Genomic DNA, 26,948 nt, shown 5'->3' with positions numbered 1-26,948 from the left:
CGTGCAAAGCGGCAAATGCACATCCAAGGGAGGATATGAAATGAAACACCTATTGGCAGGCGCCGCGCTGGCGCTGATGTCCCTGACCGGAGGCGCAGCCACCGCCGAGGACTATCCTGAACGTCCCATCATGATGATGGTAAGCTATGGCGCGGGCGGTGCCACCGATTTCCAAGCGCGCATCGTCACAATGACAGCGGGCAACGAAGACGCGCTGGGGATGCCCATCGCAATCATCAACAAACCGGGTGCGGGTGGCCGCGTCGGTTGGAACTGGCTTGCAACCCAAGCCGAGGCCGATGGCTATACTCTGGGTGCCTATAACATTCCGCACTTCATCGCGCAGTCAATCAAGGGCGGCGTCGAGTATTCGGCAGACAGCTTTGAACCCATCGCCAACTGGGGCGCAGACCCCGCGGTCTTCGTTGTAGGCAAAGACAGCCCGATGAACTCGATGGAAGACGTTGTGAACTACGCCAAGGAAAATCCGGGCAAGCTGACCTTCTCGGGTGCTGGCCTGTTCGTGGGGCACCACATTGCAGCCCTTCAGCTTGAGAAAGCCGCAGGCGTGAAAATGGCCTACATCCCGACCAAAGGAGGCGGTGCGGCAGCCATGAAAGCTGTGATTGCGGGTGACGTTATGGGCGGTGTGAACAACTTGTCCGATGCTTTCCGCGCGCAGGAAGCTGGCAACGTCAAAATCCTTGGCGTGTTCGATCTGGAACGCAACGAGTTCCTGCCAGATGTCCCGACGTTGAAGGAACAGGGATATGACATTGACAACGCCAGCGTGAATTTCCGCGGTGTGATGGTTCCCAAAGGCACCCCGCAAGAGGTGATCGACAAACTGGCCGCATCCGTGCCCGAGATGTTCAAAAACTCACGCGTGGCCGGAAAAATGAAAGCCGGTGGATCACCCATGCACATCATGACCCGTGAAGAGGTTCAGGCGATGTGGGCAGCCCGTCAGGAAACTCTGCAAGAGCTTCTGGCAGGTCTTTGAGACCCGAGCAGCACCAACGGATAGGGCGGTTGGCGCCCTATCCGCTTCAATAGGATTACCGTGATGAATGCACATGATGACATTGCCCAAGTAAGCGGGATCGTGGCCCGTGCGCGTGCCGCTCAGAAAGATTACGAAACCGGCGCCGACCAGACGCGCTATGACCGCGCGGCCGAAGCTGCCGCTTGGGCGATCATGGAGCCGTCACGCAACAAGGCCTTGGCCGAGCTTGCGGTCGAAACGACCGGACTTGGCAATGTGCCTGACAAGATCATCAAGAACCACCGCAAGACTCTTGGCCTGATGCGCGATATCAAAGGCGTGAACACGCATGGGATCATCAGCGATGATCCAACCACCGGCATCACCGAGATCGCCCGCCCCATCGGGGTGATTGGTGCCGTGGTGCCCTCGACCAATCCGGCGGCGACGCCCGCCAACAACATCATCAACGCATTGAAGTGTGGCAACGCCGTGGTTGTTGCCCCGTCACCCAAAGGTGTGGCGAGCTGCGAGCTGCTTTTGTCCTATATTCACGCCGAGTTCGACAAGCTGGGACTGGATCACGATCTGGTTCAGATGATCCCTGCGCCAGGCTCCAAGGCCAAGACGCAGGCGATGATGGAACTGAGCGACCGCGTGATCTGCACCGGCAGCCAAAACAACGTCCATCGTGCGCAAACTTGCGGCACACCTGCCGTGGCCGTTGGCGCGGGCAATGTCACCGTGATCGTGGACGAGACTGCGGACCTGAAGGCTGCAGCCCAAAAAATTACCGCGTCCAAGACGTTCGACAACGCGACCTCTTGTTCGTCCGAAAACTCGATGATCGTTGTGGATGCGGTCTATGATGACTTCATTGCGGCACTCGCCGACGAAGGTGGGGCGTTGGTGAAAGACGAAGCGCAGATTGTCGCGAAGCTCTGGCCCGATGGTCATCTGAACCGTGAGGTCATCGCCCAAGATGCTGACAAGATGATCGAGGCGCTGGGCCTTTCGGGTCAGGTGCCGGATGACACCAAGTTCCTTGCCGTCGAGACGCGAGGGATCGGCCCGGATCATCCGCTTTCGGGCGAGAAACTCAGCCGTGTGGCGGCGCTGTATCGCGCGACGGACTATGAGGACGCGCAAGCCATCGCAACGCGTATTCTGGACTATCAAGGGGCAGGGCACTCTATCGGTATTCACACCGCAGATGATGCGCGCGCCGTGGCACTGGGCGCGTCGATGCCGACCTGCCGGGTCATCGTCAATCAGGCGCATACCTTTGCCACCGGCGGATCTTTCAACAACGGCATGCCGTTCTCGCTGTCGATGGGGTGCGGCAGTTGGGGCGGCAACGCGATTGATGAAAACCTGCACTGGAAGCACTTCATACAAAGCACCAAAATCGTCCGCGAAATTCCACCCGTCGAACCCGCCGTCGAGGAAATTTTCGCGGATTACTGGGCTGACACAGCAAAATGATGGCGGGCGATCATACCGCCCCTGATGGCACCGTTCGCGACTGGCTGGACGACCGGGCAGCCAGTGTTGGTGACCGCGACGCCTATCTGTTCTTCGATGGGGGGCCTGCTCTGACGTGGTTGGGCCTGCAGGGCAAGGCGCGACAGTTGGCCGGACAATTGACGGCGTTGGGGTTGGAAAAAGGGGCCAGCGTCGCGATCCTGCTGCCAAATGGGCGCGCGGCCGTTGAAAGCCTGTATGGCGTGCTTTACGGCGGGTTCCGCGCGACAGTGATCAACCTGGTCGCCGGGGACGAGGCGATCGGATATGCGCTGGATCACTGCGAGGCGCGCATCGCCCTTGTTGGCGACGCGCAAACCGCGCTGTTTGATCGAGTGCGCCCCAAAGGCATGTCGCGGTTCCAAGCCGCCTGCACTGACGAGGCCGTACCGCTGCATCCGCTTGGCCCCGAAGACGATGCGTTGCTCATGTACACCTCGGGGACAACCGGTCGGCCGAAGGGGGTTGTGCACAGTCACTCCAGCTTGCTTGCGGGCGGCTGGACGCCCACCGTGGCCCACAAGCTGACATCACATGACCGCGGCCTGTGCGTGCTGCCGATCTATCACATCAACGGGCTGTGCGTGACTGTTCTCAGCACGCTGGTCTCGGGCGGGTCGCTTGCAGTGGCCGAGAAGTTCTCGGCCCGAAAATTCTGGGACCAGTGTGAAGAGGCAAGGGTGACGTGGTTCTCGGTCGTGCCGACCATCATCTCGCATTTGCTGCATTCCGACATCACGCCGTCCCGCGACACCCGGACCCGGCTGCGGTTCGGCCGCTCGGCGTCATCCGCGCTTGCGCCGGATGTTCAGACCGCATTCGAGACTCGGTTTGACGTGCCGATCGTTGAAACGATGGGACTGACGGAAACCGCTGCCCAGATCCTGTCGAACCCTTTGCCTCCGGGCGTCCGCAAGATCGGGTCGCCGGGGAAGGCCTATGGGAACGAGGCCTGCATTCTGTCAGCCGACCTAAAGCCCCTGCCGCCCAACACCAAAGGCGAGATCGCAGTGCGCGGCCCCAATGTGATGCGCGAATACCTGAAGAACCCCGAGGCCACGCGCGACACGTTCACGCCCGACGGATGGCTGCGTACCGGTGACCTCGGACACGTGGATGAAGACGGCTATTTCTTCGTAACGGGCCGTCTGAAAGAGCTGATCATCAAGGGCGGCGAAAACATCGCCCCGCGCGAAATCGACGAAGCGCTTTATTCGCATCCCGACGTGATCGAAGCCGCAGCGTTTGCGCGCCCATGTCAGGTCTATGGCGAACGCGTCGAAGCTGCCGTGAAGCTGCGAAGCGGGTCAAGCGTTTCAGCTGAGCAACTGATCGAGGTTTGCATCAAGCGGCTGGGCGCCTTCAAGTCCCCTGATAAAGTGTATTTACTTGATGACCTGCCCAAAGGGCCTTCAGGTAAGATACAAAGGATCAAATTACCGGTTATGACAGGGTAAACAGTTGAGTGTTCGTGGGTTTGATGTTGAGTAAGGCGAGCGCAAGAAGTTTCACTTTGAAGGGTGGCTACAAGGTCGCTCTTTATGGTTGGTGAAATCACAAGAATAATTGTGCGCGTTTCGGGCTTGGCGAGCAATCTAAATGGCGGCGCTGGGCCGCTCGCTGACTTTAATTCACAGGTGTAATCGCCACCAATAAGCTCCTCCAATTTAAACCGAGCTCAGCCAAGCTGGTCCTTTCGCCCTGATCGACGAGCGTTTCGGAAACCTTCATAGAGGTTTGTTCTCCTACACTTCCCCTCGCTCGCTTCCACGACCCTGTGTCACCCGGGTTGGGTGGGGAATGTGAGGATAACCCCTTAAGGCACCAGATCTTAAATCAAGGATAGGCAGTTGAACTGGCAGTTCTCCACCCATCGCGCTCATTGCTGCGAGCATCGGTGAATGGCTTCTCTGGGCTCATGCCGTTTCCGAAAAATCAGGTCCGTCTACTAACGTTCTTGGCAAAAACCAGATCGAGGTAATCCAGAACCTGACGCTCGGCTTGGTTACGCGTGAACTTGGCTGGGTACATCAGCATGTTCAGCCAAGCTCCGTCAAACATCCCTTCCAGAGTCAGGGCGATCTGTTCGGCATCTATCTCGTCATGCCCATCTTCTGCGGCGATACCTTGGATCAGCTCTGCGCACAGCTCTTGTCGTTCCAAGTCGATCTGGGAAGAGATCGATCGATAAGTTTTTCGATGGCTGGCCTCGCCAAAGAAGGCGAACCATACGGCTAGTTTCTTACGACTGCAGATGCGGGAATGAAATTGTGCGGACACGATTGAGCGAAGTTTGTCGCTGTCCGAAAGATCCTCGCGCTTTGCATCACGCTGCCACAAGTCGCGATGCTCGGCTGCCAGGTGTTTCAGTGTTTCCGAGAGCAGAGCATCTTTGCTTTTGAAGTGGAAATTGGCCAGCCCCAAAGACAGCCCCGCCTCTTTCGCAATGGCGCTTAGGGTTGTCCCTGAAATGCCCTTGTTGGCAATGCAGGTGATGGTCGCATTGATTAGCTGATTGCGCCGGACCTCTGGCGGTGCTGTGCGCGGTTTCTTGGAACTCTTGGTCGGACTCATGAGTAGCCTATTGAATGGTTATTCAATCAATAAGTTGATTTGTGGAGGCGGTCAATTGTAGAATTTGATCAAAATCGCGATTCGCATTGGAAGGAGAACCCGATGGCCAAGACGCTTCCCACACACGCGCAGACTGTGATCATTGGGGGTGGGTCTATTGGCTGCAACACGGCCTACCATCTGACCAAACTTGGCATGACGGATGTTGTTGTGCTGGAGCGTGATCAGTTGACGTCGGGCACGACCTGGCATGCGGCGGGTCTTATCGTGGCAGGTCTTCTGCCATCGGAAGCCGAATGCGAGATTTATACCCATGGGCGTGATCTGTATGCCAATCTGGAGCAGGAAACGGGTGTGCCGACAGGATTTCGCGACGTAGGTTACCTGCAAATTGCCAACAACGAAGAACGTATGCACGAAATGCGCCGACTTGCGCCTTTCATGCGCAGACACGGCATTAACATCTATGAGATCTCCCCCAAGGAAACGGCGGACCTGTTCCCCATCGGGGACCTTAGCGATGTGTTGGCGGGCTTCTATATTCCCGAGGACGGGCGGGCCAATCCGGTTGATGTCACCATGTCGTTGGCCAAGGGAGCGAAAATGGGCGGCGCGAAGATTTTCGAAGGTGTCACGGTCTCGGAAATCTTGGCAAAGAATGGCACAGCAACCGGGGTGCGCACTGCTGACGGGCAGACCCTAACGGCCGAAAATGTAGTCATCTGCGGAGGCATGTGGTCACGCCAGCTGGGGGCTAAGGCGGGGATCAATCTGCCGCTTCAAGCCGCCGAGCATTACTATCTGATCACCGAAAACATTGAAGGTCTTAGCCGCGACCTGCCGGTGCTAGAGGATCCGTCGACCTATACCTATTACCGAGAAGAGGTCGGGGGGCTGATGCTTGGCTTGTTCGAGCCGGGGGCGGCACCGTGGAAACTGGACGGGATCCCTGACAACTTTGCATTTGGCGAGATCGAACCAGATTGGGATCGCGTGGGACCGCATCTGGAGAAGGCTTATTCACGTGTGCCCGATGCGCTGAACGTAGGCGTGCGAAAACTGTTCTGTGGTCCGGAAAGCTTCACCCCTGATCTTGCTCCACTGGTGGGTGAAACGCCCGAGTTGCGGAACTGTTTTGTGGCCTGCGGAATGAATTCTCTCGGCATTTTGAATGGTGCTGGTACTGGGAAAGTGCTGGCAGAATGGATTGTCAGCGGTCACCCGCAGATCGACGTGACCGGCATTAATGTCAATCGCTTTACCCGTCACGAAGCGACCCGTGCTTTCCGCCGCGATCGCGGGCCTGAATTGCTGGGCAAGATGTTCGGTCAGCATTTCCACAATGAAAGCTATCACACCGCCCGCGATCTCAAACGTTCTGTTCTTCATGATCGACTTGCCGCAAATGGTGCCTTTTTCACCGAAGGTCATGGTTGGGAAATGCCTGACTGGTTCGCGCCGACTCCTGAGCAGGCGAAGATTGAAGAATACAGCTGGTCTCGCCAGAACTGGTTCGATTGGCATGCTGAGGAACACCGCGCCGCCCGTGAGGATGTGATCATCATGGATATGTCGACCATGTCCAAGTTCCAAGTCGAAGGACCGGATGCGCTTGCACTGATGAGCCGTCTGTCGTGCAATGAAGTCGATGTCGCACCGGGACGGCTGGTCTACACCGCCTGGGTCAACGAGAAAGGTGGGTTCGAGGCCGATCTGACCGTCACCCGGCTGGCCGAAGACCGCTTCATGGTTGTCGTAGGTGAAAACAGTCACGGCCATACTCTGATGCGGATGAAGCGCCACATTCAGGAGGGTGAGGTTGTTGTGATAACCGATCTCACGCCTGCAATCACCCAGATCAACATTCACGGTCCGAAAGCGCGCATGCTGATGGAGAAGGTGACATCGGCAGATATGTCGAACGAAGCCTTTCCCTTCATGACGTGGCAGGACATCGATGTCGGGTACTGGGTCGTCAAAGCCTTCCGGGTTACATTCGTCGGAGAGCTTGGTTGGGAACTTCAGGTTCCTTCCTACGCCGCTGTGCAGATCTATGATCTGCTGAAGGAGGCAGGGCAAGAGTTCGGCCTTCGTGATGCGGGGATGCAGACCCTCAATTCGTTGCGACTGGAAAAGGCCTATCGTGATTTTGGGTTGGACGTGGACAATACCGACAATCCGATTGAGGCAGGGCTTGGATTTGCGGTCAAGCTGGACAAACCCGGTGGGTTCATAGGGCGTGATGCGCTTGCTGAAATTAAAGCGCGGGGCGTTCCGAAGACCCGAATGCTGCAGTTCCTTCTCAAAGAGCCAGAGCCACTTCTTTATGGAAATGAGTGCATCTATTTGAACGGTGTCGAAGTCGGACATTTGCAAGTCGGTGGGTATGGCCACAGCCTTGGTGGTGCAGTCGGTATCGGGTTTGTCGAGCTAGAAGAGCCGCTGACGGCTGCCATTGTGAACGATGGAAATTGGGACGTCGAAGTGGCGGGAGAACGCGTTAATGCCAAAGCATCTCTGAAGCCATTGTTCGATCCGGAAATGCTGAAAGTGAAATCATAAACGGGACTGCAAGTGTTTAAGATAGGAGCGCGGGATTCCTATGTTTCAGCATAGCTATCCAACTGATGAATATCTTGCGTCTCCTCAAGCTCAACCAGCTGAGAGCTAATGCAAACCGTGTACTTCGTCGTATTCAAGGGCAGGTGTGTGATAATTCCAATGTGGATAAATAGCTGACATTCGTACCTAGCGCAGCGAACGGCCGCTTCTCCCGCTCAGCGGTCATTGGTACGTCGCGCAGCTAAGGTCTGGATCAATCCAAAGTGCAAAATGCTGCGAGTTGCGCGAGAGCCTATGCGAATACGACGGCGGGCATTCGTTGGGTGCCGCAAAGACCTATCGCATGACTCTTCCGCCATCGAAGGGGATCGTCTGTCCGGTAACGAAGGCTGCTGCATCTGACGCTAGCATCAATACGAATTCTGATGTTTCTTCGTAAGTTGTCAGCCGCTTTAAAGGCACGCTGTCACTGGCCTGTGCGATCTCGGCTGGCGAGAACAACTCGCGGACCAAATCGCTGTCCACGAAACCTAAAGCGACAGTATTTACGTTGACGCTCGGGCCCAGCTCCAGTGCCATGGATTGCGTCAACATATTTAGCCCTGCCTTGGACGCGGCATAGTTGGCATTTCCCGCGCGCGCGACGACGGCTGATGTGGCTGAAATGTTGACGATCCGGCCACTTTGTGCGGCAACCATGCGGCGACCGACCGCTTGCGATACAAGGAACGGCCCCTTCAGATTAACGTCGATAACCCGATCCCAGTCTTGTTCGCGCATATCCAGGAAAGCAGCGTCGATGCTCAAGCCTGCGTTATTGACGAGAATATCTATGCGGCCAAACAGCTCGACAATGCGATGGACCATTGCATCAACTTCTTTGGATCGCGCGATGTTAGCTCGGCAGGTTATAGCTTCGCCGCCCGCTTCGACGATGCGCGCAGCAGTTTCTTCGGCCCTGTCTCTCGATGATGCGTAGTTGAGTGCGACTTTCGCACCTTCTTTCGCAAAGTCCTGAGCCAATTGCTGGCCGAGCCCGCCACTTGCGCCGGTGATCAGAACTGATTTCCCAGAAAACCGTTTCAAACCGAAAATCCTCAATTTGACCAATCATACGTTAACAGCGGTACCAAAATTTACCAAATGTCGAGGGCACCTACGAATATTGGTTATGCCGCACAGAAAGATATTTTCTTGCAAAGTGACGAAAGTCAGCTCCGTCCCGCTTGGCTGACCTTGTGACCGATTGCAGAGAAGGTCGGCTTCGAGCCCAAAACACCGAATACTGCGGTCGCCTTGGAAGGCAGCAATGATCGGCATTGCGGGCCCGGTGAAGATTGAAGGCGGGCCGAGTTAATCATCCCTGCCTAGGTTTCAGCTTCGTTGTGGTCTCTTAGCATAGTCACCAAACCATGCCCAAAGTTCCGCAGATTTGCACGTCCAGCGCTTGTGCACTTTACCTCTGTTCAAGAACCTTGCGCGCAATGCGGAAGCACTCCAGTGCCTGTGGCACGCCGCAATAAATCCCGATGACATGGATGATCGCGCGGATCTCTTCCTTGGTGACGCCGTTGTTGATGGCGCCGCGGCAGTGCAGCTCCCATTCGTGCATCTTGCCCAAAGCGCCGATCATCGACAGGTTCATCATCGACCGGGTCTTGGCGTCGATCACGTCGTCGCCCCAGCCAAAGCCCCAACACCATGCGGTCATGGCTTCCTGAAACGGGCGGGTGAAATCGTCTGCCGCAGCAAGGTTCTTTTCCACGTACTCGGCACCCAAAGTGCCCTTGCGCTGTTCAAGTCCCTTCAGGAACAGGTCTTCGTCAAACGTGCTCATCACTTAGTCCTTCAATTTGATTGCGACATTCTTTGTCTGCACATAGTTCCACAGCGCCTCGCGCCCTTTTTCGCGACCATAACCGGATTTGCCGTAGCCGCCGAAGGGTGTTTCGACGCCGCCAGCATACCATTCATTGACGAACACTTGCCCCGCGCGCAACTGGCGGGCGGCGGATGTCGCACGGTCAAGGTCGCTTGTGAAGACGCCGCCGACCAGCCCATAGGGCGTGCCGTTGGCAATGCGGATCGCCTCGTTATCGTCCCGGAATTTCAGGACGGACAGCACCGGGCCGAACACTTCGACATTGGCGATCGCCATGTCGGGCGTGACGCCCGTTAGGATGGAGGGTTCCAGAAACGCGCCGGGGATGTTCATCTTGCGGCCACCGGTCGCGACGGTGGCCCCTTCCGCTTCTGCGGCTTGGATCATGCCCGCGGCGCGATCGCGTTGGGTGTCGGACACCATCGCGCCCATCGTCGCCCCAAACTCTGGCTGTTCGATGCCGGGTTTGATGGTCAGCGACTGGGCGACACCGACCATGCGATCTACCAGTTCGTCATGGATGCTGTCATGCACGATTACGCGGCTCATGGCAGAGCACACCTGACCGGCGTTGAAAAAGATGCCCCAGCGGACGTCATTCTCGAACGCTTCAAGATCGGCGTCATTATGCACGATCGCGGCGGATTTCCCGCCAAGCTCCAGCACGCAGGGGACGACGTTTTTCGCGGCGGCGGTTGCAATGGTGATGCCGGTGGGCACCGAGCCGGTGAAAACGATCTGGTTCACCTCGGGGTGCGCCGATAGGGCGGCGCCGGCTTCGTGGCCCAGCCCGCAGAGGATATTTACCGCGCCCTTGGGCAGGCCGACAGTCTCGGCAGCGGTTGCGAACCATGCGTTGCTGAGCGGCGTCAGTTCCGGTGTCTTGATCACGCAGGCGTTGCCGGTGGCCAATGCGGCCGACAGAGACCGCGCGGTCATTTCCACTGGATAGTTCCACGGGATGATCTGCGCCGAGACACCGAAGGGCTCGTAGGTCGTGAAGTCGAAATAGTCTTTGCCCAGCGGAATCGAGCGGCCTTCGACGGTTTCGGCCTGATTGCCATAGTATTCGAAATAGCGTGCCGCGCCCTCGACCTCGATCCGGGCTTCCCACAGCGGCTTACCCTGTTCCAGCGTCAGAACCTCGGCGATCTCGTCAATGTACTCCAGTAGATAGCGGCCCATCGCCTGCACCATGCGGCCACGCTCGACCGGGCGCAGATCGGACAAGGCGCCCGACAGATGCACGCGTTTTGCGGCCATGACGGCGCGATCCACGTCGCCCGCATCGGCCAGCGCCTGCTCGGCCAGCTTTTCGCCGGTGCCCGGGTTGATCACGTCGATCCGCCCCGCGCCGCCGTCGACCCATGCGCCGTCAATGTAGTTTTGCCAATAGGTCTTCATCTTGGGTTTCGTCCTGTCTGGGCGCGTCGCGCGTTCCTATTCCGGGCCATCCACGGCCTCGCGCATCCACTGATGCAACGCGGCAATCGAGTGTTCCGAGCTGACACCGCAAGCCGGATCCAGCACCAGAGGGCCGGGGCGATAGCCGCGTGACTTCAGCCCGCGCTGCACACTTTCCACCAGCCGGATATCCTCTTCAACCGTGGTTTCGCGATCTTGAACGGCAAGCCCGCGGATCACGTCGCTTTCAACGCCGTCTGGCGTGAACCAGCCGCGCCAGACGGTGCAGTTCTCGGGCCCATCGGCGCGCCAGTGATAGGTGTTCAACACGTTGCCCGGATAGCATTGGAACGAGAACATGGGCCACAGGAACCAGCTTTGATAATCGCCCGCATGAGGCACCGAGAGATCGACGGGATAAGTCATCTTCTCCATCGACTGGCATTCGGTCGTGTGGCGCAGAACATAGCCACCGCCTGCATCCGGTTGGATGTCATAGGTTTCCGGCTTAATCACGCCCTCGGCGAAGGTCGCGTGGTTCATCGGGCAGTGGTAGCACTCGGAATAATTCTCGACCGAAACCTTCCAATTGCAGTTCTCGGGCACCTCGACCCATTCCAGCGGGGCAAGCGTGTCGACATTCGGCACGAAACCCGCGATTTCCTCGCGCACGCCGGGGAACCATTCGTCCATCGGGGCGGCGTCGTCATCCAGATTGACGAAGAGGAAGCCGTGGAAATCCTCGGTTCGGACTTCGGTCAGGCAGATCTCGGACCGATCAAAGCCCGGAACGGATTTGATGTTCGGACCCGCCCGCAGATGGCCGGTCAGCTCGTAGGTCCAGGCGTGATAGGGGCAGACCACCACGCGGGTGTTTCCGGTGCCCGTGACCATCTCATGCGCGCGGTGTTGGCAGACGTTATAGAAGGTGCGGATCACCTCGTCGCGACCACGGATCGAGAACAGGCTTTGGCCTGCGATCTCGAAGGTGAAATAGTCGCCGACATTGGGCAGTTGGCTGGCATGGCCCGCGAACTGCCACGTCCGCGCCAACAGGCCGGACATCTCCTGCGCATAGATCTGGGGGTCGGTGTAATAGCGCGCGGCCAAAGACCTGATGGGTTCGGTCATGTCTTCTCCTCGTGATACAGTCCCAACTGGTGGCGACGGTTGTGGAATTTCTCGACCCGCTCGACGATCTCGTCGCTGGCGACGGCGATGACGAAGGACAAGAGCGTCTCGAGCAGCGCGATGATGCTGACCGAGGACGGGAAGAATTGCGGCGTGTCGACCGAGACCACGAAGCCATGATCGGCCAGACGCAAGATCGGGCTGGCGGGGCTGTCGGATAGGGCCACGATGACCATGCCCTGCTCGCGCGCGATTTCGACGGCTTTGACCACTTCGGTCCGGTAGGGTTTGCAGGTGATCGCGATCAAAACGTCGCTTTCATCTGCCCATGCCAGATCGTCGACAGGGGTCGAGCCCGGACGCGGGATGGCGTGGAATTCCTTCATGCCGGTCGAGGCAAGATAGGTGAAGTTGCGCGCGATCGAATTGTTGACGCCCACGCCAAGGGTGAACACGTTGCGCGAGGCCCAGATTGCCTCGGCCGCTGCTTTCAGATCGTCGGTCGAGATGCCCGCAAAGGTCTCTTCCACATTACGCAGCACGTCCTGCACCATGTCGGCATACAGTCCACCCAGATCGTCAGACTTGCGAATGTCCTGAAGCCAGCGCGCGCGGTCGGGGAAATCGGCGGCGCCGCGCCGGATCGCGTCGCGGAAGGGCGCGCGGAAATCTTCGTAGCCCTCAAATCCCACTTGCCGCGCCATGCGCACAACAGTGTTGGGTTTCACATTCGCAGCCTCGGCGATTTCGCGCACGGTCGACACCCCCACATCGCGGGGGTTTTCCAAGACATACGTGGCCGCCTTGCGTGCCTCGGGCGTCAGCTCGGTCAGCTCATCGGCCAGACGCTCGAGAATCGTGCTTGATACATTTGTCCCATTCATGATTGACGATGGTATTTTTGTTTGCTTAGCCTGTCGAGAGGAAAAACGACTCGAAAAGGATGTTGTCGTGGCTGTTGAGTTTTCATCCCACGCACGCGTGGTCATCGTCGGCGGAGGCGTCATGGGCGTCGGGCTGGCCTATCATCTTGGGCATGAAGGCTGGGGTGAAGATACGGTGCTGCTCGAAAAGGCCGAGCTGACCTCGGGCAGCACATGGCATGCCGCCGGGCAAATCACGCATTCGACCTCGTCCTTCGGGCTTGGGAAATGCGTGGACTATAATATCGGTCTCTATTCCGGCGGGTTGGAGGCCGAAACAGGCCAGCCTGTAACCTGGCACGGCTGCGGGTCGTTCCGTCTGGCCTATACCGAAGACGAAATGGACTGGCTGCGCCATACGCTGTCAGTGGGCCGCTCGCTGGGGTTCAACATCGAACTGGTCGGCCCCGAGAAAGTGGCCGAACTGCATCCCTACTATAACCTCGACGGCGTTCTGGGCGCGCTGCACACGCCCGATGACGGGCACGTGGACCCCACCAACGTCACGATGGCAATGGCGGCGGGGGCTCGTCAAAGGGGCGTACGGATCATTCGCCAATGCCGCGCCACCAACATCACGCAGGCCGACAGCGGCGAATGGGTGGTCGAGACCGAGAAAGGCACGATCACCTGCGAGCATGTCGTCAACGCAGGCGGCACCTATGCGCGTCAGATGGGTGAATGGTCAGGGCTGCAACTGCCCATGACCTCAATGACGCACCATTATTTCGTGACAGACGAGGTGCCAGAGTTCCAAGACCTCAACACCGAGTTGCCGGTCATTCGCGACGACAAAAAGGTCTCGGGCTATATCCGCATGGAGCAGAAGAAGGGCCTGATCGGGATCTACGAGAAAGAGAACCCGAACTCGGTCTGGCACGATGAATGCCCGTGGGAATATGAAAACTGGCTGTTTGACGCGGACTACGATCGCGTCATGCCGTATCTGGAAGAAAGCCTGAACCGGATGCCAATCTTTGCTGAACTGGGCATCCAGCGCGATGTGCACGGGGCGATCAGCCACCCGCCAGATGGCAACCCGTTGATTGGTCCCGCGCCCGGCGTGCGCAACTACTGGTGCTGTTGCGGAACGCAGATCGGCATCGGCTGGGGCCCCGGTCTGACGCGCGAATTGGCGCGCTGGATGGTGCACGGGGCGGCCGATATTTCGATGCGCGAGTTTGATCCGCGTCGCTTCGGCAGCTATGCCACGAAGGACTGGCAGGTGGTGAAGGCAGAAGAGGATTACTGCCTGCGCCACGAAATCCCCTTCCCGCATTTCAACCGCTTGGCCGGGCGTCCGATCAAACCGTCGCCCTTGTATGACCTTCTGAAATCCAAGGGTGCCGTGCATGAAGAGGTCTATGGATTTGAACGCCCGCGCTTCTTCGCCAAGGGGATCGAGCAGCGCGACCACTATTCCTTTAACCGCTCCCCCGTCGACGACATGGTCGCGGCCGAGGTGAAAGCGGTGCGCGAAAGCGTCGGCATCATGGATGTGACCGCCTTCACCAAGGTGCTGGTCGAGGGGCCGGATGCCTATGCGTTTCTGGACCGACTGACCGCGAACCGGATGCCGCAGAAGGTCGGCTCGATTACGCTGACCCACGTGCTGAACCGCGCGGGACGGATCGAGCTGGAAACGACGATTGTGCGGATGGGCAAGGGCAGCTTCTATCTGGTCTGCGCCGCGTTCTTCGAACAACGTCTGCTGGACCATCTGAACCAACAGCGTGCGGATGAAGACGTGACGATCACCGCCTTGTCCTCTGATTGGAGCGCCCTGTCGCTGAACGGGCCAAAGTCGCGGGACGTGCTGGCCGCCTGCACCGAAGCGGATCTGTCGAACGCGGGCTTCCGCTGGCTGTCCGCGCAGGAAATCACCGTTGCGGGCCATAAGATCTGGGCCTTCCGCATGTCCTATGCGGGCGAGCTTGGATGGGAATTCCACATGCCGCACGCGGCCTGTCTGGACGTCTACACGGCGCTTTGGGCTGCGGGCGAGGCGTATGGCATTGCCGATTACGGTAGCTTCGCGATGAACGCGATGCGGATGGAGAAGGGCTTTAAGGGCGCGAGCGAATTGACCAACGAGGTCACGCTGGCCGAGGCCGACGCGCTGCGTTTTGCCCGGACGGATAAGGATTATCTGGGTCGGGACAAGACGCTGAACACGGACCTGCCGTGGGTCTGCGCCTATCTGGAAATCGAGCCGGACGGCAAGGCAGACGGCCACGGTGGCGAGGCGGTGATGCTGGACGGGCAGGTGGTTGGCTCAACGGCCTCGGTCGCTTTCGGGCCAACGGTCGGGAAGATCCTGGCCTTCGCCTATATCAAGCCCGACGCCGCCACCCCCGGCACGGCGCTTGAGGTCGTGATCCACGGCACCCCCCGCGCGGCGCGCGTGCTGGGCGAACCCGCCTATGACCCCAACTCCGAAAACCCCAGAGCAGATGTAAAGGAGATCGCGTGACACAAGCACAGGTCTGGGCGCACGCAGCATCCGAGCTTGAACGCTGCTTTGGTGCCCCCCCATCCCTTGCGGAATTCAGTCCCTTTCCGACTGATCTTGCGCCACAACATGTCACGGCACGGGCCTTGCCGCCGCGTGATTTGCTGGCAACCGACCAAGCGCTGCGGTCTGGGGCGGCCTCGTCCTTGCGCGACGCCGTGCTCGCGCTTGCCCCGGATGCACATTGGCTTGAGCATTACCGAGACAGCGCGATTGGCGATGACTTCATGGACCGGTTTGGTTGTTTCTGTCTGATCGGTGATCAGGGCGGTTTTGCCTCGGATCAGCTGCGGGTTTGGCTAGTCTATATGCCGCCACATCTGCACTATCCGTGGCATCACCATCCCGCGGAAGAACTCTATCTTGTACTTGCCGGACAGGCCGAGTTCCTGCGTGCCGGCGAAGCTACGCGCAGGCTGAGCGCGGGCGACACGATGTTTCACGCCTCAAATCAGCCTCACGCGATGACCACGGATGCAGACCCGGTTCTGTGTCTGGTCTTCTGGCGCGACCAGTTTGAAACCGGGCCGCAACTGACTGATAGAAAGGACATGTCATGAAGATCTCTCGCATTTCGTTGTGGTCCGTCGATCTGACCAGCCATGAAACCTATTACATGGCCGAGGGCAAAACCTGCGATACGGTCAAAAGCCATGTGCTGTGTCTGGAAACGGACACCGGCCTGCAAGGCTGGGGCGAAGTCTGCCCGATCCCGCATTACCTGCCCGCATTTGCAGATGGTGTCCCCAGCGCGGTCGAAGAAATGGCGCCCGAGATCCTTGGCATCTCGCCCTTTGGGGTCGACGCCCCGATGCGCAAGCTGGATGCGTTCCTGCAAGGGCACTTTCACGCGAAAAGCATCGTCGATATGGCGCTGTGGGATCTGTTCGGGAAGGCAACCGGGCAGCCGCTTTATGCACTGCTTGGCGGGCGCACCCGCGCAGACATGCCGCTTTATCACTCGATCACCTGTATCGCGCCGGACGACATGGCGCGGATCGCGCGCGAGGCGTATGCAACAGGCATCCGGCAGTTTCAGGTCAAGTTGGGTGCAGACGCCGACTGGCAGGCCGATGCCGAGCGTCTGATCAAAGTGCGCGAGGCGGTGGGGGACGGTCCCTTGGTCTATGGCGACTGGAACTGTGGGGCGACCAAGTTGCAGGCCACGCGGACGGGCCGCGCGGTGGCCCATCTGGACGTGATGCTAGAGCAGCCCTGCAAAACGCTCGAGGACTGCGCGGCTGTCCGGCAGGCAACCGGCCTGCCCATGAAAATCGACGAAGGCGCCTATGATCAGGCGTCGCTTATCCGCGCGCATGAGCTTGGTGTGCTGGACGCGGTGGCGTTGAAACTGTCGAAATTTGGCGGGCTGTCCGCCATGCGCCGCGCGCGCGATCTGACCGTGCATCTGGGTGCGGAAATCTGCGCCGAATGCACTTGGGGATCGGACATTGTCACCGCCGCGTCGCTGCATTTCGCGGCCTCGACCCCGCAAGGCGCGCTGCTGAATACCTGTGATCTGTCGTCCTATGTCGGCCCGCGCATTGCGCCTGATTGCCCAACCCGCAAGGATGGACGCATCGCACCGCCAGAAGGTCCAGGGCTTGGCATCACGCCTGACCCGGACATCCTTGGAACCCCCATTCTTGAACTGGAGTGACCCATGCAAAAACTGACCTCTCAAGCTGATTGGATCGCCCGCGCTCGTGCCGTCTTACCCGCTGGCGGCTTTGGTAATTTCGACCCCGGCATCGTCATCGCGCGTGGGGAAGGCAGCCATGTCTGGGACGAGGATGGCAACGAATATATCGACTATTTGATCGGCTCGGGCCCGATGCTTCTGGGCCATGGTCACCCCGAGGTAATGGAGGCGGTGCTGGAACAGCTCCCCAAGGGCATGACCTTCTTTGCGAACAACGCAAAAGGCATCGAACTGGCCGAGGCGATCGTCGATGCGGTGCCCTGCTGCGAACAGGTCCGGTTCGTCGCCTCGGGCGGCGAGGCCGATATGTACGCCATCCGCCTTGCGCGCGCCTATACCGGGCGTGACAAGATCCTGAAATTCGAAGGCGGCTATCATGGGATGAGCGCCGAGGCGCAGATGAGCCTTTCGCCCGAGGCGCGTGTGAACTTCCCCCAAGCCGTGCCGGACAGTGCGGGCATCCCGCAAGGGGTCGCCGACCAGATGCTGATCGCGCCCTTCAATGATCTGGCCGCGGTCGAAGCGCTGTTGACCGAACACAATGACGTCGCTGCCATTATCGTCGAGCCCCTGCAACGGATCATTCCCGCCGACCCGGGCTATCTGCAAGGGCTGCGTGATCTGTGTGACAAGCACAGCGTCCTTTTGATCTTTGACGAGATCGTCACGGGCTTCCGGCTGGCCTATGGCGGCGCGCAGGAGCGTTACGGCGTGACGCCCGACATCTGCACCTTGGGCAAAATCATCGGCGGCGGCTTCCCTCTGGCCGCGCTTGGCGCCAGTGCCGAGATCATGCAGCATTTCGACAAGTCCGTCGTGGGCGGTGACAAGTGGCTGATGCAACTGGGTACGCTGTCGGGGAATCCCGTCGCCTCGGTCGCGGGGCTGAAAACGATGGAGATCCTGCGGCGCGAGGGCAGTTATGACCGCCTGCGGGTCATCGGGAAAGCGCTGCAAAACATGCAAAGCAATGCGCTGAGCGCGGCGAATGTCCCACATCAGATCTGCGGGGATGAAACCCTGTTCGACATCTTCTTCACAAGCGGTGCCTGCCGGGATTACCGAACTGCCAAGCATGATGATCCCCAACGCAACGCGACCTACAACGCGACGCTGCGCCGCCATGGCATCTTCAAGTCGTCTGGCAAGCTCTATCCGTCACTGGCGATATCCGAGATGGACCTTGAGCTAACAAAAAATGCCGTTCAGGTGGCGGTACGATCCATTTCTGCCGAGTAGCTCTATCTCTGATAGGACCGTTTTGAACTGTGACCAGAAGTGGTATCCCGACAGGTGAATGGTTGTTTTTGTCCAGCACTGCGTGAGTTGACCACCCGAAAAATTGCTGCACGACGCACGAAGCAGGAAGCGCCGCTGCGTTGCGTCATGGACGCTCGTGCGTGCGCAGAATGTCTGGCGCTGCGAGCGCATGCAGCACGATTTTGACACTTCCGGGTTGGGCGCAAACCGGGCTGGCGTATTTGGTGGTGTCAGAAGAAACCTGCCTGAGGCGGGTAGGGCGCTGAACTAGCGTCCTGCCATGTCCAAACGCTCACCTTTTCGCTATTTCAAAACCAGCCCCAAGATCATCCGCCTTGCGGTGATGTTGTATGTCCGTTTTCCACTTTCGCTGCGCAACGTTGAAGACCTTCTGCATGAGCGCAGGATAGACGTCAGCCACGAAACTATCCGTTGCTGGTGGAACAGGTTTGGCTCTGTATTTGCATCAGAGATCCGAAGAAAACGAGTTCAACAGCTTCGCCGCTCTTGCCGAGTGGCAGGGGCTCTGTGCGGCATAAAGGGCAGTGTGACTGGCCTAGCTGAGACAGGTTCGAATTCGATCGCTTCCCAATTGATCACTCGGCGTTGAAAACAAACAAGGTTTTACCGTTGATTTTATAGTTGTTGATCAACACTTTCGCGGTGTCTGACACTAGCCACGCTTCCAGTTTTGCCGCAAGTTCGGTCTTTACATGCGCGTGCTTGTCCGGGTTCACGGGCAGATAGGCGTATTGGTTGAACAGGATCGGATCGCCCGCATAGAGCAGCGCCAGATTGCCTTTGTTACCAAAGTTCAGCCAGCTTGCGCGGTCCGCCATGATATAGGCGTCCATTCCGGCAGCTGTGTTCAGTGCCGCGCCCATACCTGCGCCAACCGCGCTATACCACGCCCCTTCTGGCACGATTTCGGCCGCTGCCCACAGGCTGAGTTCTTTCTTGTGTGTCCCGCTGTCATCCCCGCGGCTGACAAAGGGAGCTTGCGCGGTCATGATCCGCCCCAGCGCGTCAGCCGCATTTTCCGCGTCTGCGATCATCGCGGCATCGGCAGACGGGCCGATGAAAACGAAATCATTATACATAATCTCGCGGCGATGGGTGCCAAATCCACCCGTCAGAAACTTGTCTTCGGCCTTGCGAGAATGCACCAGAATGGCGTCCACGTCTCCGGCCTCGCCCAGTTTGATTGCCTGGCCTGTGCCGACGACCAAAAGCTGAACTTCGATCCCGGTGTCTTCTTTGATCCGGGGCAGCAGAATGTCGGACAGACCCGAGTTGTGGAATGATGTGGTGACCGCAAGCTTCATTTCGCCCGCGAAGGCGCCGGTGGCCAGAAGGGCTGAAGCGCACACGGCGATAATGGTCCGTTTCATTCTACGATATCTCCTTTAAGGAATGCTTGCGCTTGTGCGCTTGGTGTGCCGTCGAAAAACACTTTGGCAGGGCTGTGTTCGTGGATGTTGCCGTTCAAAAGGAACAAGACTTCGCTCGCCAACCGTCGGGCTTGACCCATATCGTGCGTAGACATGATAAGCCGGGTGCCTGCCGCTGCCGCACGGGTCAGAATCTCTTCGATTTCACGGGTGGCGCGACCGTCAAGAGAGGCGCAGGGTTCATCTAGGAACAGAAGTTCAGGTCGAGTAATAAGCGCGCGCGCAAGCGCCAGTTTTTGCCGTTCACCGCCAGACAGGTACGGTGCGGGACGGTCCAGCATATCGCCCAGCCCCACCTCTGTTGCTGCTTGGATGGCACGGTCGCGGGCGTCTGCCCGGCTTTGGCCGGCCAACCTCAGAGGATAGGTGAGATTGCCCAGTACGGACCGGCGCATCATGATCGGCTGTTGAAAAACGAATGCCTGATGGGCACGGGCCTCTTCCGGCGGGCAGGCCCAGCGAATGCTACCACCACCTAGTCGCGCAATGCCATGCATCATACGTAGAAGCGATGTCTTGCCTGCACCGTTTGGACCAATGACAATGGTGACGCCCTTGGCTTGCAGCTCAAGATCCACGGGGCCAACAAGAGTTTTGCCCGCGCGGCGCACTGAAGCGCCCTCTAGCGTAACGGGGAATAGATTGCTCACCAGCGTCCTCCCCGTTCGGTCTGCCCGATCACATGGATGGCAAGGTTCACGGCGATTGCCATGGCAATCAGCACGAAGCCGAGGCCAAGAGCCAGCGCGAACTCTCCCTTCCCGGTTTCAAGCGCAATCGCGGTGGTCAGCACGCGCGTGTGGTGGTCGATATTGCCACCCACCACCATGATTGCGCCGACCTCGCCGATGGCGCGGCCAAATCCTGCCAGTGACGCCGTCAAAAGTGCACGGCGTCCGTCCCAGAGAAGTGCCTGTACCCGCTGCGTCTGCGTCGTGTTCATCGAGATCAGAAGGTCGTGATAATCGGACCAAAGCTCGCGCAGGGCCTGATGGGCAATCGAGGCAATCAGAGGTACGATGATGATGACCTGCGCAATGATCATCGCGGTCGGCGTGAACAAAAGGCCCAGAACCCCAAAGGGACCTGATCGGCTGAGCATCACATAGACAATAAGACCAACGACGACCGGAGGCAGCCCCATAAGCGCGTTCAGAACGGCAATGGTCATCCGCCGCGCGCGGAATCTGCGTACCGCCAGAAGCGCACCAAGCGGAAGCGCGATGGCCGAGGCGATCACAAGCGCCGTCAGCGTGACATACAAAGACCTTAGCGTGATTTCGACTAAGTCCGCGTCAAGCGTGACAAGCAGCCAAAAAGCCTCGGTTATCCCGGACCATATTTCCAAGATGTCATCCCCAAACGCACATTGCACAAGCATGGTCAGAATGTCCGACCTGCTGTTGACCGATCAACCATAACCTTGGCTATTACAAAACTGAATTCTGTCAAATAACCGGCAACTTGGACAATTTGACCGTCTTGAAGTGGCCCTTAGTGCCGGTGCATGCCAATTCGACCAATCATCATACCGCGCCGCCGCAGTGGTGCTGGCGCGCGGGATGGAGTCTGCTAAGCTTGTGACAATTGTTCGACACACGCCGGGAGGGAAGCGATTTGAACTCAGTCCGACTGAAGCTCTTAGTGCTCGCTTTGGCGCCCTTGGGGGTGCTTTTGCCTTTGCTGATGTTGCTGGCGATGGCCCGCTGGACCACGGATTATGACGAGCTTCTGATCTCGAAAGTGGACAGCGACCTTCGTATCGCCGAGCAATACCTTGGGCGCATTCTGGCGGGCACCGGGGCAGGGGTCGAGGCCATTGCGGACTCGCGCGCGTTCGAGACGGTTTTGGCTCAAGGAGATGACAAGCGCGCTGCCTTTTTGGAAGAAATGCGTACCGATCAAGCGCTGGATTTTCTGTACTACCTGCCCGAAGGCGATGCCGAAGACGCCCGTCGCTGGCCAGTCATTCAAGCCGCTTTGCAAGGTCAGCGGTCTTCGCAAATCGACATCTTTTCGGCGGATGATCTTGCAAGTTTTCCCCCGCTTGAAAACCGCGCCCGAATTGATCTGATCGAGACCAAGGCTGCCGTCCCGACAGAGCGCACGGTCGAAGATCGTGGCATGGTCGTGCACACCGCAGCCCCGGTCAAGTTGCCGGATCACCGTGGCGTTCTTGTCGGGGGGATCTTGTTGAACCGCAACCTTGATTTCATCGATACGATCAACGCTCTGGTCTATCTGAACGCTGCGACCAACGGGGACCGGCAGGGCACGGCAACGCTGTTTCTTGAGGATGTTCGCGTGTCGACCAATGTGCGCCTGTTCGAAGATGTGCGCGCCCTTGGAACCCGTGTCTCGGCCGAAGTGCGCGCCGCTGTTCTGACCGAAGGGGCAACCTGGCTTGACCGTGCCTTTGTGGTGAATGATTGGTATATCTCCGGCTATCTGCCGTTGATCGACAGCTACGGCGAGCGTGTCGGCATGCTCTATGTCGGATTTCTGGAAGCGCCGTTCGCAAGCGCCAAACGCGCCGCCTATTTTGCAATGCTGGCGTCTATGGCAGCTGTTTTGATCCTGACGGCGCCGCTGTTTCTACGGATGGCGCGCGGCATCTTTTCGCCGCTCGAGAAAATGACCAGAACGATGAAACAGGTCGAACGCGGCGACCTTGCAGCGCGCATTGGAGATGTGGGGCGAAAGGACGAGATCGGGCAGGTCGCCACCCATTTGGACACGCTTTTGGATCAGGTACAGGAACGGGACCGTGCGCTGCGCAGTTGGGCCGAAGAGCTTAACGACCGAGTTGACCGGCGCACCGCTGAATTGCGCACGGCAAAGGAAAAATTGGAAGAGACCTTCCAGCAACTCGTGACCTCCGAGAAACTGGCCTCAATTGGCGAGATTACGGCGGGCGTGGCACATGAGATCAATAACCCCGTGGCGGTGATTCAAGGCAATGTGGACGTGATACGCCAGACCTTGGGGGCGGAGGCCGAAGACCTGAAGACCGAGCTGGACTTGATCGACCGACAAGTGCAGCGCATCGACGGCATTGTCGGCAAACTGCTGCAGTTTGCTCGTCCTACGGACTACTCCGCTACAGGCGAAGGGGTGGAACTGTCGCAACTGGTCGAGGATTGCCGTGGTCTGATCGCCCACGTTCAGCCTCAGGAAGACGTGCGCGTCACCACCGATTTTGCCGAAGTGCCGAACGTGGCGATCAGCGCGGGTGAAATGCAGCAAGTGGTGGTCAACCTGATGGTCAACGCGGTTCAGGCGATGAATGGCGTCGGAGAGATGGCGCTGTCCATCCGGCCTGCTCGGCATGGTACGCAGGACGGGGTCGAACTGACCGTTGCCGACAGTGGCCCGGGCATCGACGCGGACAATCTGAACCGCGTCTTTGATCCATTTCACACAACAAAGCTGGGCGAAGGAACTGGGCTGGGGTTGTCGATCAGTCAGACTCTGATCCGACAGGCAGGCGGGACAATTTCGGTCTCGAACCGTCCCGAAGGCGGGGCGGTCTTTACCGTATGGTTACCCGCGGCGGCACGCGAAGCGGCGCAATAACGCCGTCCGTTACATCCCCCACGAGGCGCATTTGCGGTCGACTGTTTTGCGCGACACGCCAAGGCGGCGCGAAGCCTCGGCCCGATTGCCGTCGCAGGCATCGAGAACGTTCAAAATGTGGCGCTTGGTAACCAGATCAAGCGTTTCGATGGCACGACTCCCGGTGACTTGACCACCGCCAGCGAACTCTTCGGGAAAGGCACCAAGGATCACTGAGCGTTCGATCATGTTGCGCAGCTCGCGCACGTTGCCCGGCCAGCTATAGCGACTGATCTTCAAGAGCGTATCATCATCCAAATCCAGACCCGGCAAAGCCAGCGTTTTGGTAAACTGATCCATGAACAACGCCGCCAGTTCGACGATGTCTTCTGATCGCTCCTTCAAGGGCGGCATGTCGATATTGACCACATTGATCCGGTGATACAGATCTGCCCGGAACGTGCCTTTGGCCACGGCCGCTGGCAGGTCAGCATTGGTTGCGAAGAAGAACCGCAGGTTCAAGGGAATGTCACGTTCCGCACCGACCGGGCGGATGCGTTGGTCTTCCAGCACGCGCAATAGAGCGGCCTGCATCTTTTCAGGCATTTGCGCAACTTCATCAAGGAACAGCACACCGCCGTCGGCCAGCAGAAACAACCCGTCCCGCCCCTGTCCGTCTTCGTTGATCTCGCCGAACAGATCCTCGGCGCATTTATCTTGTGAAATTGCGGCGCAGTTTACCGCGACAAAGGGTTTCTCGGCACGATCCGACATTGTGTGCAATGTACGGGCTGCGACCTCTTTCCCGGTACCAGATGCGCCGGTAAACAGAACTGGGGTTGGCATCGGGGCCAGCCGGGTCAACATCTCGCGCACGTTATTGATCGGGATAGAGTTCCCCAAAAGCCGACCGCGCGCTGTACTCCCTTCGACCGACAATTCATGCTTCAAAAGCGAGTTATCACGGCGCAGGATCTTGCGATCCAAAGCGCGAGCCACGGCATTCAGGATCTGGTTGGCACGGAACGGCTTCAGCACAAAATCAGCTACGCCCACCCGCAGCGCTTCGATTGCGGTTTCCAAATCTGCGTAAGCAGTGATTAAGATTGCATCCGAGAACAGTCCGACTTTGCCCTGTTCCCGTAACCAGTCCAGCCCGGTTTTTCCGGGCATGATATTGTCTAGGATCACAAGGTCAAAATGGTTTCGGTCCAGTGCTGCAGAGGCCTCGATGGCCGACCCTGCTTGTTCAACCCGCTTGCATCGCGGCGTCAGGATCTTGGTCAGAAAGTTCCGCATACCGGGTTCGTCGTCGATCACAAGGATCGAAGCGCCGGCAAGGCTTTCTCCGTATTCGTCACGCATAATCGGACCTTAGTTTCTGACTGCAGCACCAGAATAGCGGTCGGACGAGGAATAGCCCAGCGTTCCAAGAATATTACTGGCTCCAATGGCAATCACGATGATTGCCACAAAGCCCAACAGCATTGCTTTCATCTTTGTTTCTCCGTCTTGGCGACCAAGCTTTGGGTCGCCGAAAATCTCTGAAGCTCACCGCCGCACCCAAGGTTGTGGGCGCGGCGATGGTTAGATTACTCAGCAGGGGTTGGGGCACCACTGTCCTTCGGTTCCTGCTCGGCCGCCTTGTATTCCTCAAGCCAGATCGAGTGGTGCTGTTCAGCCCAAGCTTCGTCTACTTCGCCAGTCCCCATCGCGTCATAGGCACCTTCCATACCGACCGAGCCGATATAGATATGCGCCAACACGATGGCCATCAGGACGAAGGCAAGGATTGCGTGCCAAGCCTGCGCCAGCTGCATTTCCTCTTGCGGGGCTAGCTGCACAGGTAGTTCACCAAGCCCTACCATATGCGGCAGACCTGTGGCGTTCAGCAGGTGGAACGTCTTCGCAAAGAGCGGCAGATCGAACGGGAACAACAGCGCCACGCCAGTTAGCGCGATTGAGCCGCCGAACAGAACCACCGACCAGAAGATCATTTTCTGACCTGCGTTGAATTTCTTAGCAGGTGGGTGATCATGCCCGAAAAGAATGCCGCCACCCTTCTTCAGCCAATGAAGGTCAGTGCGGTTCGGGATGTTGTGAACAACCCACATCACAAAGATCATCACAAGGCCGAGGATGAAGGCCCATGAGACGTTGTTATGCACCCATTTGGACCACTCCAACAGGAAGGCATTGGCGTCCTTGCCGAAGAGAGGCACAAGGAACACGCGGCCAAACAGAACCAGCAGTCCGGTAACACCCAGAAGGATGAAAGACCCGGCCAAAAGCCAGTGGCCAAACCGCTCGATCGCTTTGAAGCGGGTGACGGTGCGCCCAGCGCGGCCATCGTCAATCATGATCCGGCCATGCAGAAGATAGAAGGCCAGAAGCGCAACCAACGTGCCGACCAGCAGCCAGCCGCCATAGGTCCTGAGTGTGGTATCGCGGAACTCAAGCCAGCGCATGCCACCATCCTGCACCAGAACAGTGGCGACGTCTCCACCGGCCGAGACCTTTACGTTCGCTGATCCATAGCGCAGAGCGCGCCACGTCTCGGCATCCGAGACCCCGCCCAGCGTGCCAAGCTGTGCAGCGATGTTTGCTGCGTTGCCCGGATCGCCCACGGCATCAGACCGGAAGCTGTCGTCAAGTTTCTGTCCGGCCTGGCGGGCCAAAATATCTTCCAGCGTCTGCGCGCCACCAGTGGCGGAACGGTCGACTGCCGGGGTGTCTTCCTGTGCGAACCCAGCTGGAGCCAGCGTCAGCATCAGGACAAGTGCGAGTGCCATGCGCAGCATGGTCGCTCCTCCTTGAAACAAGTGTTTGAAGTGGAGCGGCCCCATTGCAGGGCCGCCCCAAGGTGATCAAGACCGATCAGCCGCCCTTGCGTTGATAGGCTGTACCCCAGCCCCAAGCGCCAGAGCCGAAGCCACGGGCCACCACACGCTCGCGGTAGATGTTCGACACTTCGTCGCCATCCCCCGCCAGAAGCGCCTTGGTCGAACACATCTCGGCGCAGATGGGCAGCTTGCCCTCGGCCAGACGGTTGCGACCGTATTTGGCGAACTCTTCGGTCGAGTGGTTTTCCTCGGGGCCACCGGCACAGAAGGTACATTTGTCCATCTTGCCACGGCTTCCGAAGTTGCCAGCCTGCGGGTATTGCGGCGCGCCGAAGGGGCACGCGTAGAAGCAATAGCCGCAACCGATGCACAGGTCTTTCGAGTGCAGCACCACACCGTCTTCGGTCTGGTAGAAGCAGTCGACCGGGCAAACGGCCATACAGGGCGCATCCGAACAATGCATACAGGCGACCGAGATCGACCGTTCGCCGGGCTTACCATCTTCGATGGTCACAACACGACGGCGGTTGATACCCCAAGGCACCTCATGCTCGTTCTTACACGCGGTCACACAGGCGTTGCACTCGATGCAGCGCTCGGCATCACAGAGAAACTTTGCTCTTGCCATTCTCTTTCCTCC

Annotated in this window: 22 protein-coding genes and 1 pseudogene; 10 read left to right on the top strand and 13 right to left on the bottom strand. The window is 58.6% G+C overall.

Going from position 1 to position 26,948, the window contains the following annotated elements:
- Window positions 1-40 precede the first annotated feature (40 nt).
- The 3 genes from G0Q00_RS10680 to G0Q00_RS10670 all read left to right on the top strand — a co-directional run bounded on the left by G0Q00_RS10680 (window position 41) and on the right by G0Q00_RS10670 (window position 3,966).
- The gene (locus G0Q00_RS10680; protein WP_163039153.1) at window positions 41-1,003 is read left to right on the top strand and encodes a tripartite tricarboxylate transporter substrate binding protein; all 963 of its coding nucleotides are present in this window, start codon (window positions 41-43) and stop codon (window positions 1,001-1,003) included.
- Window positions 1,004-1,066: 63 nt separating this feature from the next.
- Window positions 1,067-2,470, top strand: a complete 1,404-nt coding sequence (locus G0Q00_RS10675) for an aldehyde dehydrogenase family protein (RefSeq protein ID WP_163039152.1) — start codon at window positions 1,067-1,069, stop codon at window positions 2,468-2,470.
- Window positions 2,467-3,966, top strand: a complete 1,500-nt coding sequence (locus tag G0Q00_RS10670) for an AMP-binding protein (RefSeq protein WP_163039150.1) — start codon at window positions 2,467-2,469, stop codon at window positions 3,964-3,966. Before G0Q00_RS10675 ends, G0Q00_RS10670 begins: the two co-directional genes overlap by 4 nt.
- Window positions 3,967-4,444: 478 nt before the next feature.
- On the opposite strand, the gene betI is transcribed toward G0Q00_RS10670, so the two are convergent.
- Window positions 4,445-5,083 (bottom strand): transcriptional regulator BetI, encoded by a 639-nt coding sequence (gene betI / locus G0Q00_RS10665; RefSeq protein WP_163039148.1) that lies wholly within the window; start codon window positions 5,081-5,083, stop codon window positions 4,445-4,447.
- A gap of 102 nt (window positions 5,084-5,185) precedes the next feature.
- Between betI and G0Q00_RS10660 the strand changes: the two genes are divergently transcribed.
- Window positions 5,186-7,645 carry an FAD-dependent oxidoreductase gene (locus tag G0Q00_RS10660; RefSeq protein WP_163039146.1) on the top strand — a complete coding sequence of 820 codons (2,460 nt, stop codon included), beginning with the start codon at window positions 5,186-5,188 and terminating at the stop codon, window positions 7,643-7,645.
- Window positions 7,646-7,981: 336 nt separating this feature from the next.
- On the opposite strand, the gene G0Q00_RS10655 is transcribed toward G0Q00_RS10660, so the two are convergent.
- The 5 genes from G0Q00_RS10655 to G0Q00_RS10635 form a co-directional block, all read right to left on the bottom strand.
- The gene (locus tag G0Q00_RS10655; protein ID WP_163039144.1) at window positions 7,982-8,731 is read right to left on the bottom strand and encodes an SDR family NAD(P)-dependent oxidoreductase; all 750 of its coding nucleotides are present in this window, start codon (window positions 8,729-8,731) and stop codon (window positions 7,982-7,984) included.
- 370 nt (window positions 8,732-9,101) lie between these two features.
- Window positions 9,102-9,482 (bottom strand): carboxymuconolactone decarboxylase family protein, encoded by a 381-nt coding sequence (locus G0Q00_RS10650; protein WP_163039142.1) that lies wholly within the window; start codon window positions 9,480-9,482, stop codon window positions 9,102-9,104.
- A gap of 3 nt (window positions 9,483-9,485) precedes the next feature.
- Window positions 9,486-10,931 carry an aldehyde dehydrogenase family protein gene (locus tag G0Q00_RS10645; RefSeq protein ID WP_163039140.1) on the bottom strand — a complete coding sequence of 482 codons (1,446 nt, stop codon included), beginning with the start codon at window positions 10,929-10,931 and terminating at the stop codon, window positions 9,486-9,488.
- A 36-nt stretch (window positions 10,932-10,967) separates the two neighbouring features.
- Window positions 10,968-12,062, bottom strand: a complete 1,095-nt coding sequence (locus tag G0Q00_RS10640; RefSeq protein ID WP_163039138.1) for an aromatic ring-hydroxylating dioxygenase subunit alpha — start codon at window positions 12,060-12,062, stop codon at window positions 10,968-10,970.
- A complete protein-coding gene (locus G0Q00_RS10635; protein WP_163039136.1) occupies window positions 12,059-12,946 on the bottom strand; it encodes a MurR/RpiR family transcriptional regulator in 888 nt (295 codons plus the stop codon). The genes G0Q00_RS10640 and G0Q00_RS10635 overlap by 4 nt, the downstream gene beginning before the upstream one ends.
- A 67-nt stretch (window positions 12,947-13,013) precedes the next feature.
- On the opposite strand from G0Q00_RS10635, the gene G0Q00_RS10630 reads away from it, so the two are divergent.
- The 5 genes and pseudogenes from G0Q00_RS10630 to G0Q00_RS15905 all read left to right on the top strand — a co-directional run.
- Window positions 13,014-15,458, top strand: a complete 2,445-nt coding sequence (locus G0Q00_RS10630) for an FAD-dependent oxidoreductase (protein WP_163039134.1) — start codon at window positions 13,014-13,016, stop codon at window positions 15,456-15,458.
- Window positions 15,455-16,057 carry a dimethylsulfonioproprionate lyase family protein gene (locus G0Q00_RS10625; RefSeq protein WP_163039132.1) on the top strand — a complete coding sequence of 201 codons (603 nt, stop codon included), beginning with the start codon at window positions 15,455-15,457 and terminating at the stop codon, window positions 16,055-16,057. The genes G0Q00_RS10630 and G0Q00_RS10625 overlap by 4 nt, the downstream gene beginning before the upstream one ends.
- Window positions 16,054-17,157: a mandelate racemase/muconate lactonizing enzyme family protein gene (locus G0Q00_RS10620; RefSeq protein ID WP_163039129.1), complete on the top strand. Its 1,104-nt coding sequence runs from the start codon at window positions 16,054-16,056 to the stop codon at window positions 17,155-17,157. Before G0Q00_RS10625 ends, G0Q00_RS10620 begins: the two co-directional genes overlap by 4 nt.
- 3 nt (window positions 17,158-17,160) lie before the next feature.
- Window positions 17,161-18,438 carry an aspartate aminotransferase family protein gene (locus G0Q00_RS10615; RefSeq protein WP_163039127.1) on the top strand — a complete coding sequence of 426 codons (1,278 nt, stop codon included), beginning with the start codon at window positions 17,161-17,163 and terminating at the stop codon, window positions 18,436-18,438.
- 301 nt (window positions 18,439-18,739) lie between these two features.
- Window positions 18,740-18,961, top strand: a pseudogene (locus G0Q00_RS15905) (IS6 family transposase); the annotation flags it as partial.
- A gap of 94 nt (window positions 18,962-19,055) precedes the next feature.
- On the opposite strand, the gene G0Q00_RS10605 reads toward G0Q00_RS15905, so the two are convergent.
- From G0Q00_RS10605 to G0Q00_RS10595, 3 genes are read right to left on the bottom strand one after another with little or no spacing between them, the layout of a single operon-like run.
- The gene (locus G0Q00_RS10605) at window positions 19,056-19,850 is read right to left on the bottom strand and encodes a substrate-binding domain-containing protein (protein WP_163039125.1); all 795 of its coding nucleotides are present in this window, start codon (window positions 19,848-19,850) and stop codon (window positions 19,056-19,058) included.
- Window positions 19,847-20,560 carry an ATP-binding cassette domain-containing protein gene (locus tag G0Q00_RS10600; RefSeq protein WP_163039123.1) on the bottom strand — a complete coding sequence of 238 codons (714 nt, stop codon included), beginning with the start codon at window positions 20,558-20,560 and terminating at the stop codon, window positions 19,847-19,849. The genes G0Q00_RS10605 and G0Q00_RS10600 overlap by 4 nt, the downstream gene beginning before the upstream one ends.
- Window positions 20,557-21,291 carry an ABC transporter permease gene (locus G0Q00_RS10595; RefSeq protein WP_203564972.1) on the bottom strand — a complete coding sequence of 245 codons (735 nt, stop codon included), beginning with the start codon at window positions 21,289-21,291 and terminating at the stop codon, window positions 20,557-20,559. Before G0Q00_RS10595 ends, G0Q00_RS10600 begins: the two co-directional genes overlap by 4 nt.
- Before the next feature lie 236 nt (window positions 21,292-21,527).
- Here G0Q00_RS10595 and G0Q00_RS10590 point away from each other — a divergent pair, with 236 nt between their 5' ends.
- A complete protein-coding gene (locus G0Q00_RS10590; protein WP_163039121.1) occupies window positions 21,528-23,486 on the top strand; it encodes a HAMP domain-containing sensor histidine kinase in 1,959 nt (652 codons plus the stop codon).
- A 9-nt stretch (window positions 23,487-23,495) separates the two neighbouring features.
- On the opposite strand, the gene G0Q00_RS10585 is transcribed toward G0Q00_RS10590, so the two are convergent.
- The 4 genes from G0Q00_RS10585 to fdh3B all read right to left on the bottom strand — a co-directional run bounded on the left by G0Q00_RS10585 (window position 23,496) and on the right by fdh3B (window position 26,936).
- Window positions 23,496-24,830, bottom strand: coding sequence for a sigma-54 dependent transcriptional regulator (locus tag G0Q00_RS10585; protein WP_163039119.1), 1,335 nt, complete (start codon window positions 24,828-24,830; stop codon window positions 23,496-23,498).
- Window positions 24,831-24,839: 9 nt separating this feature from the next.
- Window positions 24,840-24,962 carry a hypothetical protein gene (locus G0Q00_RS15955; RefSeq protein WP_255464818.1) on the bottom strand — a complete coding sequence of 41 codons (123 nt, stop codon included), beginning with the start codon at window positions 24,960-24,962 and terminating at the stop codon, window positions 24,840-24,842.
- Window positions 24,963-25,057: 95 nt separating this feature from the next.
- Window positions 25,058-26,266, bottom strand: a complete 1,209-nt coding sequence (locus G0Q00_RS10580; RefSeq protein WP_163039117.1) for a formate dehydrogenase subunit gamma — start codon at window positions 26,264-26,266, stop codon at window positions 25,058-25,060.
- 76 nt (window positions 26,267-26,342) lie between these two features.
- Complete coding sequence (gene fdh3B / locus G0Q00_RS10575) at window positions 26,343-26,936, bottom strand: formate dehydrogenase FDH3 subunit beta (protein ID WP_163039115.1); 594 nt, start codon at window positions 26,934-26,936, stop codon at window positions 26,343-26,345.
- Window positions 26,937-26,948 lie beyond the last annotated feature (12 nt).

The sequence above is a fragment of the Aliiroseovarius sp. PrR006 genome (assembly GCF_010500215.1).
In the GTDB taxonomy this organism is placed as follows: Bacteria; Pseudomonadota; Alphaproteobacteria; order Rhodobacterales; family Rhodobacteraceae; genus Aliiroseovarius.
The sequence above is the reverse complement of the archived record's forward strand: the minus strand, read 5'-3'. Positions and strand labels throughout refer to the sequence as shown.